A 14,516-nucleotide genomic window follows, 5' to 3' on the forward strand; every position below is an offset into this window, starting at 1 on the left:
TCCGTCAGGATGTGAGGCTCACTCCCCGGCTTCCCCGACCCGTAGGGGGCGGGCCAGTCTTTTCGCCTCCCCCGACAGCGCGCACCGAAGAAATTGTTGACCGTCGCCCGCGACCAGTCGATTTAATCGGTCTCGCGCAGCCGCTTCAGCAGTTCTTCGTGCAGCCGATCCCAGACGTCGTCGGCCCGCCAGTCGCGCAGTCGCCCCCAGCAAGCAGGTCATGCCGGAGCCGCACCCCATTTCCTGCGGCCGCGCATTCCCAGGGAATGCCGCTCTTCAAGGCCAACAGAATGCCAGCCAGCGCCTTTCCGTCGTCAATCGGCAGCCCCTCCTTCCGGAAGAGGTCCGCGCCCAGGACGCAACAATTCCTCCAACACCAAATAACCAATAACTAATATCCGATAACCAGCAACTAACTTCTCACCACCAGATTGTCCCGGTGGATCACTTCGTCGTATCGCATCGCTCCCAGCAACGCGGAGATCTCGTCAGCCCGCTTCCCGGCAACCCGGCCGGCGGTCCCCGAATCGTAATTCGTCAGCCCGCGCGCGAACTCTTCGCCCCGGAGATCCACCAGCGAAACAACCTCCCCCTTTTCGAAGTCCCCTTCGACGGCGGTCACCCCGATTGCCAGCAGCGATTTCCCCTGCTGTTCAACCGCCCGGCGAGCCCCGTCGTCGAGAACCAGTTTCCCCTTGGGAGGAAGCGTGTATCCAATCCAGCGCTTCCAGGCCGGTACCGCCTCCTGCTCGGCGAGGAACAGCGTGCCAACGTCCTCACCCGCAAAGATCTCGTCCAGGATCTGCGGGCGTTTGCCGTTGGCGATCATCACGTTCGTGCCGACGGCCGTAGCGGTCTGAACGGCTTCCAGCTTGGTCCGCATCCCCCCTGTGCCGCGGGAGCTTTTTGAGGCCCCCACCAGCGACATCAGCTCTTCGTCGAACCGCTCGACCAGCGGTATCCGCCGGCTGGCGGGATCGGTCGGATCGCCCGTCAGGAGGCCATCGACCACCGAAAGAACGATCAGCAGATCGGCGCGGATCAGATTGGCGACCATGGCGGCCAGCCGATCGTTATCCCCCAGCTTGATCTCTTCCGTGCTGACCGTGTCGTTCTCGTTCACGATCGGGACTGTAGGAAACTCCGCGAGCGTCAACAGCGTGTTGCGGACGTTCAAGTAGCGGGCCCGGCTTTTGAAGTCGTTCGCGGTCAGCAGAAGCTGGGCCGCGTGAAACCCGTGCGGACGAAGGTGTTTGTCGTACAGGTGGATCAGGTGCGCCTGGCCGGTCGCGGCGGCGGCCTGAAGGTGCGACAGGTCTTTGGGGCGTTCGCGGAGTCCCAGCAGCCCCATACCGGCCCCGATCGCGCCGCTGCTGACCAGCACGACCTTCCGGCCCGATTCGACCAGTCGTCGAATCTGTTCGGCGAGGGACGCAATCCGATCGGAATCCAGCCGATCGTCGTCGGTCGACAGCACGTTCGTTCCGACCTTGACGACAATGGTTCGCGCGCGGCGGACGAGCTCCTGGCGGGGGGACATGGCGATGCAGTTCCTGCAAAGGCGGTGTGCAATTTTGATCTGTGGCGGATCCGTGCGGCGGACATTCTAGCGGAAGGGGGCCAGCGAGTCCGCGCCGGAAGAAACTCGCCCAGACGAAGCTTCTTTTTCGAAAAAGTCGGGATTCATCGGCAGATATTGATAGAGCATTTGCTCCCGAGTTCGGTGAATATGGGGACGTCTTCCGCGGTTCATTTCTGATCGGTTCTTTCGATCTGGCTGCGTCCGGCATGAAGCCGGGGATTCAATCCTGAGACAGGAACAGAACACATGCCCGCTCCCGTGTTTCTAACTGCAGAATGGCGGCGACTGCTCCTGATCAACTATCAGATTGATCCCGCAGTCCTGGAACGCTGGCTGCCGCGGGGAACCGAGCTCGATACGTTCAACGGAAAGTCCTACGTCAGTCTGGTCGGTTTCCGCTTCCTGGAAACGCGCGTCCGCGGGCTGGCCATTCCCGGACACCAGGACTTCGACGAAGTCAATCTCCGGTTCTACGTCCGCCGCCCCCATCCCGAGGGAGCCCGGCGGGGCGTGGTCTTCATCAAAGAAATCGTCCCTCGGCCGGCGATCGCTTTCGTGGCCCGCTGGGTCTACAACGAAAACTACGTTTCCCATCCCATGCGACACGCGTTCGAGCCCCCGTTCTCCTCGGATCACTCGTTGGAGAGTCTCTCCTATTCCTGGGAGTTCCGCGGAAAGTGGCAGACGCTGGCTGCGCGCGTCACCGGTTCGCCGCAGCCGTTGAGACCCGGATCCGAAGCGGAATTCATCGCAGAGCACTACTGGGGCTACGCCCGGCAGCGTGATGGCTCGACGCTCGAGTACAGCGTGGAACACCCACCCTGGAAGGTCTGGAATACCAGCGACTGCAGCGTCGAAATCGATGCTTCCGCAGTCTACGGGGACGACTTCGCCGCAGCCCTCAGCCAAATGCCCGCGTCAGCGTTTGCGGCCGACGGTTCGGCCGTCACGGTCCGGCGCGGCGAAAAGGTCCCGACCGCATAGACCAGCTCCCCGCCGCTAGCTGACTCCCTCGGGAACCGGAGGTCTGAAAATGCGAAAGCCCTCGGGGGGCTTGCACCACCCGAGGGCTTCCTATCGAAACGGCCCGGTAAACACCGTCCGTGGAGACCGCCGAAACAGGTCAGTGAGTCATCGCAGCTTGAAACCGAGGCTCCGTTCAGCGATGCAGAAGTCCTGGCCGCCGTGCCACAACTTCAAGTTCAGTCGACCAGTCCGGCCGGGGGTATGTCCGGGAAATGCATGCCGAGGTCGATCAGGCGGCTTCCGCCGTCTCGTCGTCCTCGTAGACCAGGTAGTACACGCTGGTCGAACACTCTTCGAGGAAGCCCTTGATGGTTTCGCTGGCGACGGATTCGCTCAGTTGTTCGAGCGCGGCGACCACCCGGTCGACCTCGTCGCTCGAAATCTCTTCGTAATCGAACTCTTGATCCTGAGACACCGTGTTCCTCCTCCGTGACGATCGATACGCCACCCACGCGGGAAAGGCGGTCTGCAGCGGAGGTATCGGCGTGCGACTTCGTCCCCGTTCAGCGGAACCGACAGCAGTCGCAGGAGAGTCTCAGAGTCCCGGTCAGAACCGGCGCCAACGGCAAAGTCAACGCTGTTTACCCGTCTTGCCCGGCTTGGAGATCTTCTTGGCCGGTTTGGCCCCCTCGGCGTCGGACGTCTTGGAATTGCCGGTCGTCGGCTTGTTGCCCCCGAAAATGTTGTCCCAGCCGGACGAGAACTTTTCGTTGGAGCCGGTGTGGACGGTGTAGCCGGTCATGGCACAGTCACTCCCTGAAATCTGGCACGCGAAATTCGGACGGAGCGACGCATTCGCTCTGCGTCGAATCCAGTTTAGTCCTCGCTATCCGGACCGACAATCGGCCGTCGCTCCAACCCTGTTGCGGAGTGTGGTCGATCGTCGGCGGTCGAGAGCAGGCGGCGCTCGGGACGTCGAGATGGACCGCCCGCGTCTTGAGCCCCGAAGCGGGCGCAGGGTTGTAGCCACGAGTGAAACGGAGTCCGCCGACAGGCGGACGGAGTGCAACCCGTGGAAGACGACGCCACACCGACTCAACGGCCCCGGAAGGGGCGGCGGAACGGAGAATTCATGATCCGCGCTTCGCGGTACGGTTTCCTTTGCTCCACCGGATCTCCCCGATTCCCGGTACGGCATCATTCCACGGGTTGCGCCCGGGCGGCTTTGCAGCAGCGCGCTCCACCCCCACCCGACACTCTTGTTCCTCGTCGCGGCGCAGCGCGGCCCGGGGCGTCGGCAGCGTTGCACCGCCATCGGCCGAGTTCACCTCTATTACGGACGAGTCTCGTAGAACCAGCCGATCGGCAGGGAGCGGAACCGGGACGAGATCCAGCCCGACTTCTCATCCCGCACGTAATAGCTCAGCGCTGCCCGGCCCTCGTGAAACAGCACGCTCGTGTAGGCGTACGTCTGCTCGCCATCGGTTTCGAGATCGCGTTTGTACGTCCAGGACTTTCCCTCGTCGGTCGAGACGGCCGCGGTCAGCGGTGTCCGCTTCCCCCCGTGGCCGGCGCCGGGAACGAACGTGTCATTCCAGATCAGCAGCAGGTCGCCGGTGGTCGGAATTCGGCGCAGCGTCGCCGGGGATTCGGGGCCGCGGACATCCCAGGACCGGGCCTCGCTCCAGGTTTCTCCGCCGTCGGCCGATTCGCTGACGGCGATGTGGCCGAGCTGCGTCCGGACGTGCATCAGCAGCCGGCCGTCGGCCAGTTCAAGAACTTCCGGTTCCATCGCCCCCCGCTTGGCATAATCCACGCTCCCCCGGCTGCGGCGCCAGGTTCTGCCGCCGTCGTCGGAAAGCTCGCACCAGCACTGGAAGTGACCTCCCTTCAGAACGTCACCCGTACTGGCGACCGGAACGACGAGCCGGCCGCTGCCGAGGACGGTCACACGGTCGTTGTTGAGGACGTGGTAGCCCTCGGTCGTGGTGACCCGGACGGGCGGGCCGAAGGTGCGGGCTTCGTCAGTGGAAGTCCGCAGCTCAACCCGCAGGTCCTGCGGAGAATTCTTGACGAGGTAAAAGAACCCCAGCGGACCGTCGAACACGGACATGGGCGACAATCGGCGCAGCGTCGCCGACATGACATTCTGTTTTCCAGTCGTTTCCTGCAGGACCCGTGGAGCGGACCAGTCACGGCCGCCGTTGGCAGATTCGACGCCAACGATGCGGGCGGTGGCGAAATCGGACCCGCCGCCCACGAATTCGGTGGTGGCATACAGCAGTCGACCGTCGGCCAGCCCGGCGATGGAGCCCTCGCTGTAGCGCGGATGCTCGGCGGTCGCAGGGAAGACCTCTCGGGAAAATTCCCCGGTCCACGCGGGCGCAGGCTCCTGCGACAACGCCAGCAATGCCTGGGCGGCCCGGATGCGCGCATCCAGGACTTCATCGTCGAGCAGTTTCATCAGCGCCGGAGCCGCGCCGAGGACGCGAGCATCGGGGGCGAATTCGCAGGCGTAGACCCGGACCGCGGGATCGGCGTGGGACAGGTTTGCGATCAAGGTTGCCTGGCCGGCCGGATCCCCAAGACAGGCCGTGGCGTACTGGAAATAGGCCCTGGTCAGCGGTTCGTCGAAGCGTGCCGCCCCCTCGCGAAGGGCAGGGAGATCGGAGGCGTCGCCGACGCGGGCCAGAATCCAGGCGGCGATCCGGGCCTGTTCGCCCTCTGCGTGGTGCACGTACTTCCGCAGGAGGGGCAGGGCGCCGGGATGGCCCCAGCGGGTCAGGGCCGCTGCCGCCATCATGACCTGTTTGGGATTGTCGGAAGTCAGCGATTCCCGGAGGAGTCTGCCATCGCCAATCTGCCACACCTTGAACAGACTCTCGCACGCGTGGACGTGACCGTGCGGATTCTCGCTGGCGAGGACGTCGAGCATCAGGCGAGTGCGGGAAAGGTCCCCGGCCCGGACGAGCTCGCGAGCGAGTCCGCACTTCCGCTGATCGTCGGTTTCGGCAGGAATGCGGGCGGGGAGGGCCTGGCGGACTTCGGCCCCGTAGCCGGCGACGGTGAGTCCCTCGGCAGCATGCATGGAGGGCCAGAATTCGTCGGACTTGAAGCCGTCTCGGAGAATCTGCACGCAACGCGCCTGCGTCTCCGGAGTCAGAGTCAATCGGGTCGGCTTCTCTTGTGCGGGTAGGGGGGATGCTGTGAGACAGAGGGCGGTCAACAGAGTCAGGCGTTGCATCGGGCGTCCTTCTGTGACGGGGACGGAGATCAGCCGCCGCCGAGCGCGGGGAGAAAGTGGACTTCGTCGTCCGGTCCGACCGGTTCGTTGAGTCCGGCAGACATCTTCGAGCCGACAACAGCCATCAGGCCCGGACGGAGGACGGCTCCACGGCAGAGACGGCCTGTGATGCCGGGAAACTGGCGTTCCAAGTTTTCGACGACCTCCCGGACCGTGGCACCTCCCGCGACGACCACGGCGGTTCCGTCGGTGAGATCGCGCAGGGCGCTGGGGAGGTGGACCTGAGCCATTGTGGCGCGATGCCTTTCCCGTGTGCCGAATCGTCGTCGAACCGGAGACGACACGCCCTCCGCTGACTCAGGGCGTGTCGCCCGGATTTCTTTCCGTTCGAAACTATTGTTCGGCCTGTTTTTCGAGGATGGCGGCCATCAGGCGGGGAGGAGACATCGGGAGCTGGTGCATCCGGACCCCCGTAGCCGCGTAGATGGCGTTGGCGATGGCGGCGGGGGGCGGGCAGATCGGGACTTCGCCGACGCCCCGGACGCCGTACGGGTGATTGGGGTCGGGGACTTCGACGAGGATCGTGTCGATCATCGGGACGTCGTAACAGGTCGGAATGCGGTAGTCGAGGTAAGTCGCGTTGCGCATCGAGCCTTTGTCGTCGTACCAGTACTCCTCGTTGAGGGCCCAGCCGATCCCCTGAACCGCCCCCCCCTGAAGCTGGCCTTCGACATAGCTGGGATGGATCGCGGTGCCGACGTCCTGCGCCACGGTATAACGCAGGATCTGCACCTTGCCGGTCTCGATGTCGACTTCGACATCGACGCAGTGCGTGCCGAAGGCCCCCGCCTGGTTGGCGGTGCTGGAGGTGCCGTTGCCGACGATCGGCCCCCCCGCTTCGTGCAGTTCGGCGGCCAGTTCTTTGAACGGGACGCACTTGCCGGCCCCGACAACTCCGCCGTCAACAAACTGAAGCTGATCCGCGGGGACGTTCCAGAGGACGGCGCAGCGCTGAATCATCTGCCGCTGAATGTCGCGGGCGGCCTCGATCGCGGCGATGCCGGTGGCGAAGGTGACGCGGCTGCCGCCGGTGACGTCCGTGTAGCCGACGCTGTCAGTGTCGGCTACCTGCGGATTGACATCTTCGGCCCCGATGCCAAGTGTCTCGGCGAGTTGCATGGCGATGCCGGCGCGGGAGCCGCCGATGTCGGACGAGCCTTCGATCAGCGAAACGGTGCCGTTCGGGTTGACGGTGGCGGTTACGGAAGATTTGAGGCCGGCGTTGAACCAGAAGCCGCTGGCGATCCCCCGGCCGTAGTTCAAGCCGCTGAGTGGCGAGCGGTAGTGCTCGCTGTCGCGGATGGCCTCGACGGTTTCGACCATGCCGATGCGGGAATAGACCGGGCCGTCGACCCGGCGGGTCCCTTCCTTCGCCGCGTTCATGAGGCGGAACTCGGCGGGGTCGAGCTTGAGCTGCTCGCAGATTTCATCGACGAGGGTCTCGGTCGCGAAGGCGACATGTGTCGATCCCGGCGCCCGGTAGGCGTTGCTGCGGGGTTTGTTGACGCAGACATCGAAGCCCTCGACCCTCCCGTTCGGAACGTCGTAGCAGGCGAAGACGCACATGCAGCCCGGTCCGATCGGCGAGCCGGGATAGGCGCCCGCTTCGAACGCCAGCCAGGCCTCGCCCGCGACGAGCTTGCCGGTCTTGTCGGCGCCGAGTTTGACCTTCATGTACGACCCGGGCGTCGGACCGGTCGCTTCGAAGACCGCGGCCCGGTCCATGATGAGTTTGACGGGCCGGCCGGTCTTCTTGGACAGCGCGGCGGCGACCGGGGGCAGGTAGACGGAGATTTTCCCGCCGAATCCGCCGCCGATCTCCATCGGAACGACTTTGACATCGGAGACGGGGATCCGCAGCAGTTCGGCGGTCTGCTGGCGGGCGGTAAAGGTCCCCTGGGTGCTCATCCAGACGGTCACTTTGCCGTCGGCGTTCCAGAAAACAGTCGCGTTGTGAGGCTCGATGTACCCCTGATGGACGGTCGCCGTGCGGAATTCGCGCTCGACGACCACCGCAGCCTGATCAAAGGCGGCGTCGACGTCGCCCCGCTCGAACAGGAATTGCTTCGCAATGTTCGACGGCAGCGCCGAGGGATCGGGTGCCTTTCCGCCGGGGATTTCCGTGCGGACGTCGTCGTTCAGAATCGGGGCGTCCGGCTGCATGGCGGCCAGCACGTCCAGGACGGGGGGGAGCAGTTCGTAGTCGACCTCGATCAGTTTCACCGCCTGCTCGGCGATGTGGATGTTGTCGGCGGCGACGCCGGCGATGGCGTGGCCCTTGTAGAGCACCTTGTCGTGGGCGAGCACGTTGGCGCTGAGGTGCTTCATGTTGACCGCCCCTTCGCCGAGCTCGACGACCCGGTCGCCGTGGTAGGGGAGGTCTTTGGAGGTGACGACGGCCCGGACGCCCGGCAGGGCTTCGGCCTTGGAGGTGTCGATCCGCGTGATGCGGGCGTGGGCGTGGGGGCTGCGGAGCATGGCGGCGTGGAGCATGCCGGCCATATGGGTGTCGGCGCCGTACTTGGCGCGGCCGGTGACCTTATCGACGCCGTCGTGGCGGATGGGGCGCGTGCCGATGACCTTGTACTTGGGGCGTTCAGCGGTGGACATGGTGGACTTCCCTGAAAAACGGCAGGCCGACGGGTCGCACGGGCTGCTGGAGTCGAATGATCGGGGGTTCCGCAGGACGATGTTCAGAGGCTATTTGCTGCAAGGCTCGCCGGATGCGCGGCGTTTGACGGCGGCGGTCAGGACGGCGCGGACGATTTTGTCGTAACCTGTACAGCGACAGAGATTTCCGGCGAGGTAAAAGCGGACGTCTTCTTCGGTCGGGTTGGGATTCTCGGCGAGCAGGGCTTCCGTCTGCATGATGAAGCCCGGCGTGCAGATGCCGCACTGCAGGGCGGCCCCTTCCAGAAAGGCCTGCTGGACGCAGTCGAGATGGCCGCCGCAGGCGACTCCTTCGATCGTTTTCAGCTCGGCCCCCTCGGCTTCAACGGCCAGGACGAGGCAGCTTGTGACAGGGCGGCCGTTCATATGGACGGTGCAGGAGCCGCAGTTACCGTTGGCGCAACCTTCTTTGGTCCCGGTGAGTTCAAGGACGTCGCGAAGGACTTCGAGCAGCGTCTGTCGCGGTTCGCAGAGGAATTCGGTCTCTTCGCCATTGACGGTGGCGGTCACCACGTGCTTCTTGGACATGAGGCGTCCTTGTCGTAAAAGGCCTGTCGGCGGCCGGTGATTTCTGATGGCTGATTGTGTCAGGGATGGCGTGCGCGACTCAGTGACCCGGTCGGTAGACGAGAGTTTCGCAGCGGGCTCGGGCGACTGCCGCTTTGACGACGCGTTCGGTCAGCACGCCGACCAGGTGGAGGCGGTATTCGCGGGTGCCGCGCATGTCGGTGATCGGCGAGGCGATCGACCGGGCGGCGGCGGCGGCTTTGGCGATGGTTTCGTCGTTGACGGGCTGCCCGACCAGAGCGGCGGAGGCCGCCGTCGCATAGAGCGGGGTCGGGGCGACGGCCCCGAGGGCGATGCGGGCGGCGAGAAATTTCTCGCCGCCCGCATCCAGAGTCACCGAGGCTCCGACACCGACGACGGCGATGTCCATTTCGTTGCGGGGAATGAACCGGCGATAATGGGAGCCGCTGTTTGCGGGGCGAGCGGGGAAGCGGATTTCGACCAGAAGTTCGCCGGGCTGAAGGACGTTCTTGCCGGGGCCGGAGCAGAACTCCTCGACCGGGACTTCGCGGGTTCCGGAGTGGCTGGCGATCACGCACTTGCCTCCCAGGGCGATCATCGCGGGGGTCGAATCGGCGGCCGGGCCGGAATTGCAGAGATTGCCGCCAAAACTGGCCCGGCTCTGGATCTGCACGCCGCCGATGATGTGGGCGCTGTCGGCCAGGGCGGAGTAGTGCTCAACCAGTTTCGCGTGCTCGTAAACCCGGCAGCAGGGGACGGATGCGCCGAGTCGGAGGCCGTCCGGGCCGAGTTCGAGGATGTTGAGTTCGGCGATCTTCTTGATATCGATCATCGAGTCGGGCTCGAGGCGGCCCATGCGGACGTGATCGATCAGGTCGGTCCCGCCAGCGAGCGGGCGGGCCTTGCCCTTGTGCATCGCGAGGAGTTCCAGGGCGCCCGCGAGGGACTGCGGGGCGTGATAGTCGAAGTGTCTCATGGCGGCCTTTACCGGGAGTCCTGCGCTGTCCCTCCGCCGCGTCGCCGCGACGGAGGGCAAATTCCATTCAACTGCCGGCCCATCATGGAGTTCTGCTGCGTTCGTCGCAACTGCGAATTTTGATGCCAGCAGGCGAAGATTTCTCGCAGAGGCGCAGGCAGAGGGAAGAGGAGCTCGCAGAGAAGTCGAAGGTTTCACGCAACGACGCGACGGGGACGCGACGACGCAACAAGAGAGAAATGTCGAAGGTGGAATTTCGAAAGAAAGGCAATGGCCGAGAGCCAGGCCGTCGCGAGCCGCAATCAACCACTGACGACTGACGACTGACGACTGACCACGGACTGAGTCCTCTGGCGATTCGCGATTCCTTGATTGCGATTTCGTTCTGTTCTGGAAGTTGGGGGCGGGAATCTGGTAACATCAATTGGCGTTGATCTGATGCGCGGGCGGTGGTTGGGAGTTGCAGGTGATGCGGATGCGTGGGAGCAGGTGCCGAGGGCCGGGCGCGGCAGGCGGGATTTCCCGAAGGGAAGTGCTGCGGGCTGGGCTGACGGGGTTTTCAGCACTGTCGCTGGCGGAATTGCTGCAGCAGCGCGTCCAGGCGGGGACGGCGAGCGGCGGGGACCGGACGGCGGTGATTCTGGTCTGGCTGCGGGGCGGTGCGAGCCATCTCGATACGCTCGATCCGAAGCCTGACGCTCCATCGGACTACCGCGGGCCGTTTGATCCGATTGCGACCAATGTTCCCGGAATGCAAATTACCGAACTGCTGCCGCGGCTGGCGCAGATTGCCGACAAGTACACGATTCTGCGGTCAATGGCACATACGGGGGGCGGTCACCCGGCCGGATCGCTGCAGGTGCTCGGCGACGACCCCGACGCTCAGGACAAGCTCAAGCCGGTTTATCCAGACTGGATGTCGATTGTCAGTTATTTGCGGCGGGATCCCCGCCGGACGGTGCCGAGCTACGTGGCGGTCAATCCGGTCGACAACTACGACAGTTTCACGATTGCCGGGCCGACGTACCTGGGGCCCGCCTATGAGGCTTTCCGGGTGACGGGGGATCCCAGTCAGCCGACGTTTGAGGTGCCGAATATCGGACTGAAAGATGGTTCCGTCGCGGATCGGCTGCTGCGGAGGGTGCACCTGAGCCGGGATTTCGACCGGATGCGGGACGGTCTCGATCAGTCGGGAGCGATGCGGGCCGTCGACGACTTCGAGGCCCAGGCGTTGAATTTGCTGACGAGCGCGTCGGCGCGGGAAGCGTTCGACCTGTCGCGGGAGCCGGATCCGATCCGCGACCGCTACGGTCGGAACGCGTGGGGGCAGCAGTGCCTGATGGCCCGGCGGCTGGTGGAAGCTGGCGTGGATGTCGTGGCGACGGAATTCGACGGTCCGCTGTGCGGTCGAGTCGCTAACTGGGACGATCATGCGGTCAATCAGCATGTTTTCGATGCGTTGAGCTTCCGCATGCCAACGGTCGATCAGGCCGTCTCGGCGTTGATTGAAGACATTTATGCCCGCGGGCTCGACCGACGGGTACTGGTGGTGGTGACCGGGGAGTTCGGGCGGACCCCGCGGATTTCGTATGTCGCCAGCAGCGGCGGCGGGGTGGCCAGCGCGCCGGCGGGGACGGTGCAGCCGGGGCGCGATCACTGGCCGCGGGCGAATTCGATGCTGTTCGCCGGCGGCGGCATTCAGACCGGTCAGATTATTGGCGGGACGGACGCCCGCGGCGAAGATGTGGTGGACCGGAGGGTTTCCCCCGGCGACTTTCTGGCGACAATTTACCGACACCTGCAGATTGACTACGAACGAGTGGCGATTCCGAACTTTGCCGGGCGACCGGTGCCGATCGTCCGCGAGGGAGCGGCGATTCCGGAATTGATGGGAACCTCGGGACGAGTGTGAAGGGCAGAAAACGCGCCGGCGACCGGTTGTCGCAGAGCACTGGCGGAAGCGCCGCCGATGACACACCGGACCTGGGGCAGACTTCCCTCTGGAATTCAACGGGTGAGAGGCCGAAATGCCACGGTTGTCGATGTTGTGTCTGATGCTGGGAATGATCTCTGTCGCGGGACGTGCGGAGTGTGCGGAGCCGACGGCGGAGCAGCTCAAGTTCTTTGAAACGTCCGTGCGACCGTTGCTGGTCGAGCATTGCCAGAAGTGCCACGGCGAAAAGAAGCAGTGGGGGGCGCTGCGGCTCGATTCGCACGAAGCGCTCCTCAAGGGGGGCGAGAACGGCCCCGCAATCGTGCCGGGCAAGCCGGAGGAGAGTCGTTTGATCCAGGCCGTGCGGCATTCCGACGACCTGCAGATGCCGCCTGACGAAAAGCTGTCGGACCGGCAGATTGCGACCCTGGTCGACTGGGTTCGGCAGGGAGCGCCATACCCCGCCAGCGCCGCGGGAAAGGCGGATCGGAGTCGCGATCCGAATCACTGGGCATTCCAGCCGCCGCGCGATCCGGCTGTTCCGACGACGAAGAATACGACGTGGGCGCAGACGGGGCTGGATCATTTCGTGTTGGCGCGGCTGGAGTTGGCCGGGTTGTCGCCTGCCGTTGCCGCGGACCGGCGGACCTTGATTCGCCGGGTCACATTCGACCTGACCGGTTTGCCACCGACTCCCGAAGAAGTCGCAGCGTTTCTGGCCGATGCGGGGGAGGGGGCTTACTCGCGGCTCGTGGAGCGATTGCTGGCATCGCCGGCGTATGGAGAGCGCTGGGGGCGGCACTGGCTGGACGTGGCCCGCTATGCGGACTCGAACGGGCTGGATGAGAATGTGGCGCACGGGAACGCGTGGCGTTACCGCGACTATGTGATCGACGCTTTCAACCGGGATCTGCCGTATGACCAGTTCGTGGTCGAGCAGCTTGCGGGGGATCTGCTGACACCGACCGACGCGGCGGACCGTCAGCAGAACCTGATTGCGACCGGATTCCTGGCGCTGGGGCCGAAGGTGCTGGCTGAGGTCGACGAGACCAAGATGCAGATGGACATCGTCGACGAGCAGATCGACACGGTGGGCCGGGCACTCCTGGGAATGACGTTCGGCTGCGCCCGGTGTCACGATCACAAGTTCGATCCGGTTTCGACTGCGGACTACTACGGTCTGGCGGGAGTGTTTACGAGCACCCGCACGATGGAGCATTTCAAAAAGGTTGCGAAGTGGCACGAAAACCCCCTGCCGTCTCCCGAGAGCGAGGCGATGCAGGCCGAGTATGTCGCGCAGATTGCGACGAAAAAGAGGGCATTGAACGAGGCCACCGAGGCCGCGGAGGTGGCCGCTCGGGCTGGTCTGACGGCAGACGCAAAGCCGCCTGCAAATCTCGAAACGCTGTTCCCGGCGGAGACGAAGGCGAAACTGAAACAGCTCAAGGATGAACTGACGCAGCTCGAGAAGACGCCGCCAGAATTGCCGTCAGCGATGGGGGCGACGGAGGCCGCGGTGGCCGACGTGCCGATCCACGTGCGGGGGAGTCACCTGAAGCTGGGCGAGGTGGTGCCGCGGCACGTGCCGGCGGTGATGCGGGGACCTGCCAGCCCGGCGTTTCCGTCGGACCAAAGCGGGCGGATGGAGCTCGCCAGATGGCTGGTCGATCCGCAGCACCCGCTGACGGCGCGGGTGATGGTGAACCGCGTCTGGCGGTGGCACTTCGGGAAGGGGCTGGTCCGGACGCCCGACAACTTTGGGCTGCTTGGGGAAGCACCGACACATCCGGAGCTGCTGGACTGGCTGGCGGTGCGATTTGTCGAGGGAGGCTGGTCGGTCAAGTCGCTGCACCGACTGATCGTGCTGTCGGCAACGTATCAGCAGGACAGCCGTGCGTCCGACGCGACGCTGCAGGCCGATCCGGACAATCTGCTTTACGGGCGGAGAGAGCTCCGCCGGCTGGAGGCGGAAGAGGTCCGCGATGCGGTGCTGGCGGTGAGCGGGCAGCTCGATCGGACGCCGGGAGGTCCGGTGCTGAAGGTGAAGAACCGGGGTTACCTGTTCGATCACACGTCGAAGGACCTGACGGATTATTCGAGCGTGCGACGGAGCGTGTATCTGCCGATCATCCGGAACAATCTGTACGACGTGTTTCAATTGCTGGATTTCCCCGATGCGTCCGTGCCGAGCGGGGACCGCTCGACGACGGTGATTGCGCCGCAGGCGCTGCTGATGCTCAACAGCGAATTTGTCATGCAGGCCGCGGACAAGTTTGCCGCGCGGCTGCTGTCAGACTTAGCGATCGACGACTCCGAGCGAGTGCGGCGGATGTACCGGCTGGCGTATGGACGGGACTCGTCGGATGAAGAACTGGCCGAGGCACGGACTTTCCAGCAGGCGCTGGAAGGGGCGATGCCGACCGATCGCATGGATGACGCTGCCCGCAAGCAGGCTGCCTGGAGTGGACTGTGCCAGGTGGTGCTGGCCGCCAACGAATTTGTTTACCTGCGTTGACGAACCCGCCTGAACTGCGACGACTTTCCCGCCTGAATTCGA

At 64.6% G+C, this 14,516-nt stretch carries 11 protein-coding genes; 3 read left to right on the forward strand and 8 right to left on the reverse strand.

The genetic code is table 11. The annotated features are described in order from the left end of the window. Positions 1-412: 412 nt before the first annotated feature. Positions 413-1,540 carry a glutamate 5-kinase gene (gene proB / locus SH412_RS09840; RefSeq protein ID WP_336523338.1) on the reverse strand — a complete coding sequence of 376 codons (1,128 nt, stop codon included), beginning with the start codon at positions 1,538-1,540 and terminating at the stop codon, positions 413-415. A gap of 288 nt (positions 1,541-1,828) precedes the next feature. Between proB and SH412_RS09845 the strand changes: the two genes are divergently transcribed. Then, entirely contained in the window at positions 1,829-2,566 is a 738-nt protein-coding gene (locus tag SH412_RS09845) for a YqjF family protein (protein WP_336523339.1), read from the forward strand. A gap of 271 nt (positions 2,567-2,837) precedes the next feature. On the opposite strand, the gene SH412_RS09850 is transcribed toward SH412_RS09845, so the two are convergent. The 7 genes from SH412_RS09850 to SH412_RS09880 form a co-directional block, all read right to left on the reverse strand. Further along, positions 2,838-3,023 (reverse strand): hypothetical protein, encoded by a 186-nt coding sequence (locus tag SH412_RS09850; protein WP_336523340.1) that lies wholly within the window; start codon positions 3,021-3,023, stop codon positions 2,838-2,840. Between the two features lie 156 nt (positions 3,024-3,179). Next, positions 3,180-3,350: a hypothetical protein gene (locus SH412_RS09855; protein WP_336523341.1), complete on the reverse strand. Its 171-nt coding sequence runs from the start codon at positions 3,348-3,350 to the stop codon at positions 3,180-3,182. A 531-nt stretch (positions 3,351-3,881) separates the two neighbouring features. Continuing rightward, positions 3,882-5,684 carry an exo-alpha-sialidase gene (locus tag SH412_RS09860; RefSeq protein ID WP_336523342.1) on the reverse strand — a complete coding sequence of 601 codons (1,803 nt, stop codon included), beginning with the start codon at positions 5,682-5,684 and terminating at the stop codon, positions 3,882-3,884. Between the two features lie 137 nt (positions 5,685-5,821). Then, positions 5,822-6,082, reverse strand: coding sequence for a MoaD/ThiS family protein (locus SH412_RS09865; RefSeq protein ID WP_336523343.1), 261 nt, complete (start codon positions 6,080-6,082; stop codon positions 5,822-5,824). Positions 6,083-6,185: 103 nt separating this feature from the next. After that, positions 6,186-8,462 carry a xanthine dehydrogenase family protein molybdopterin-binding subunit gene (locus SH412_RS09870; protein WP_336523344.1) on the reverse strand — a complete coding sequence of 759 codons (2,277 nt, stop codon included), beginning with the start codon at positions 8,460-8,462 and terminating at the stop codon, positions 6,186-6,188. A 90-nt stretch (positions 8,463-8,552) separates the two neighbouring features. Continuing rightward, positions 8,553-9,050, reverse strand: coding sequence for a (2Fe-2S)-binding protein (locus SH412_RS09875; protein WP_336523345.1), 498 nt, complete (start codon positions 9,048-9,050; stop codon positions 8,553-8,555). 79 nt (positions 9,051-9,129) lie between these two features. Beyond that, positions 9,130-10,026, reverse strand: a complete 897-nt coding sequence (locus SH412_RS09880; RefSeq protein WP_336523346.1) for an FAD binding domain-containing protein — start codon at positions 10,024-10,026, stop codon at positions 9,130-9,132. A 469-nt stretch (positions 10,027-10,495) separates the two neighbouring features. Here SH412_RS09880 and SH412_RS09885 point away from each other — a divergent pair, with 469 nt between their 5' ends. Continuing rightward, positions 10,496-11,938: a DUF1501 domain-containing protein gene (locus SH412_RS09885; protein ID WP_419555801.1), complete on the forward strand. Its 1,443-nt coding sequence runs from the start codon at positions 10,496-10,498 to the stop codon at positions 11,936-11,938. Between the two features lie 115 nt (positions 11,939-12,053). Continuing rightward, entirely contained in the window at positions 12,054-14,474 is a 2,421-nt protein-coding gene (locus SH412_RS09890) for a PSD1 and planctomycete cytochrome C domain-containing protein (protein WP_336523348.1), read from the forward strand. Positions 14,475-14,516: the final 42 nt, after the last annotated feature.

This window comes from Planctellipticum variicoloris, from assembly GCF_030622045.1.
Classification (GTDB): Bacteria; Planctomycetota; Planctomycetia; order Planctomycetales; family Planctomycetaceae; genus Planctellipticum; species Planctellipticum variicoloris.

Bases quoted from the DNA above. Each gene is read 5' to 3' on its own strand.
- SH412_RS09845 (WP_336523339.1), top strand. From the start codon at position 1,829: ATGCCCGCTCCCGTGTTTCTAACTGCAGAATGGCGGCGACTGCTCCTG.
- SH412_RS09875 (WP_336523345.1), bottom strand. From the start codon at position 9,050: ATGTCCAAGAAGCACGTGGTGACCGCCACCGTCAATGGCGAAGAGACC.
- SH412_RS09890 (WP_336523348.1), top strand. From the start codon at position 12,054: ATGCCACGGTTGTCGATGTTGTGTCTGATGCTGGGAATGATCTCTGTC.
- SH412_RS09865 (WP_336523343.1), bottom strand. From the start codon at position 6,082: ATGGCTCAGGTCCACCTCCCCAGCGCCCTGCGCGATCTCACCGACGGA.
- proB (WP_336523338.1), bottom strand. From the start codon at position 1,540: ATGTCCCCCCGCCAGGAGCTCGTCCGCCGCGCGCGAACCATTGTCGTC.
- SH412_RS09870 (WP_336523344.1), bottom strand. From the start codon at position 8,462: ATGTCCACCGCTGAACGCCCCAAGTACAAGGTCATCGGCACGCGCCCC.
- SH412_RS09855 (WP_336523341.1), bottom strand. From the start codon at position 3,350: ATGACCGGCTACACCGTCCACACCGGCTCCAACGAAAAGTTCTCGTCC.
- SH412_RS09885 (WP_419555801.1), top strand. From the start codon at position 10,496: ATGCGGATGCGTGGGAGCAGGTGCCGAGGGCCGGGCGCGGCAGGCGGG.
- SH412_RS09880 (WP_336523346.1), bottom strand. From the start codon at position 10,026: ATGAGACACTTCGACTATCACGCCCCGCAGTCCCTCGCGGGCGCCCTG.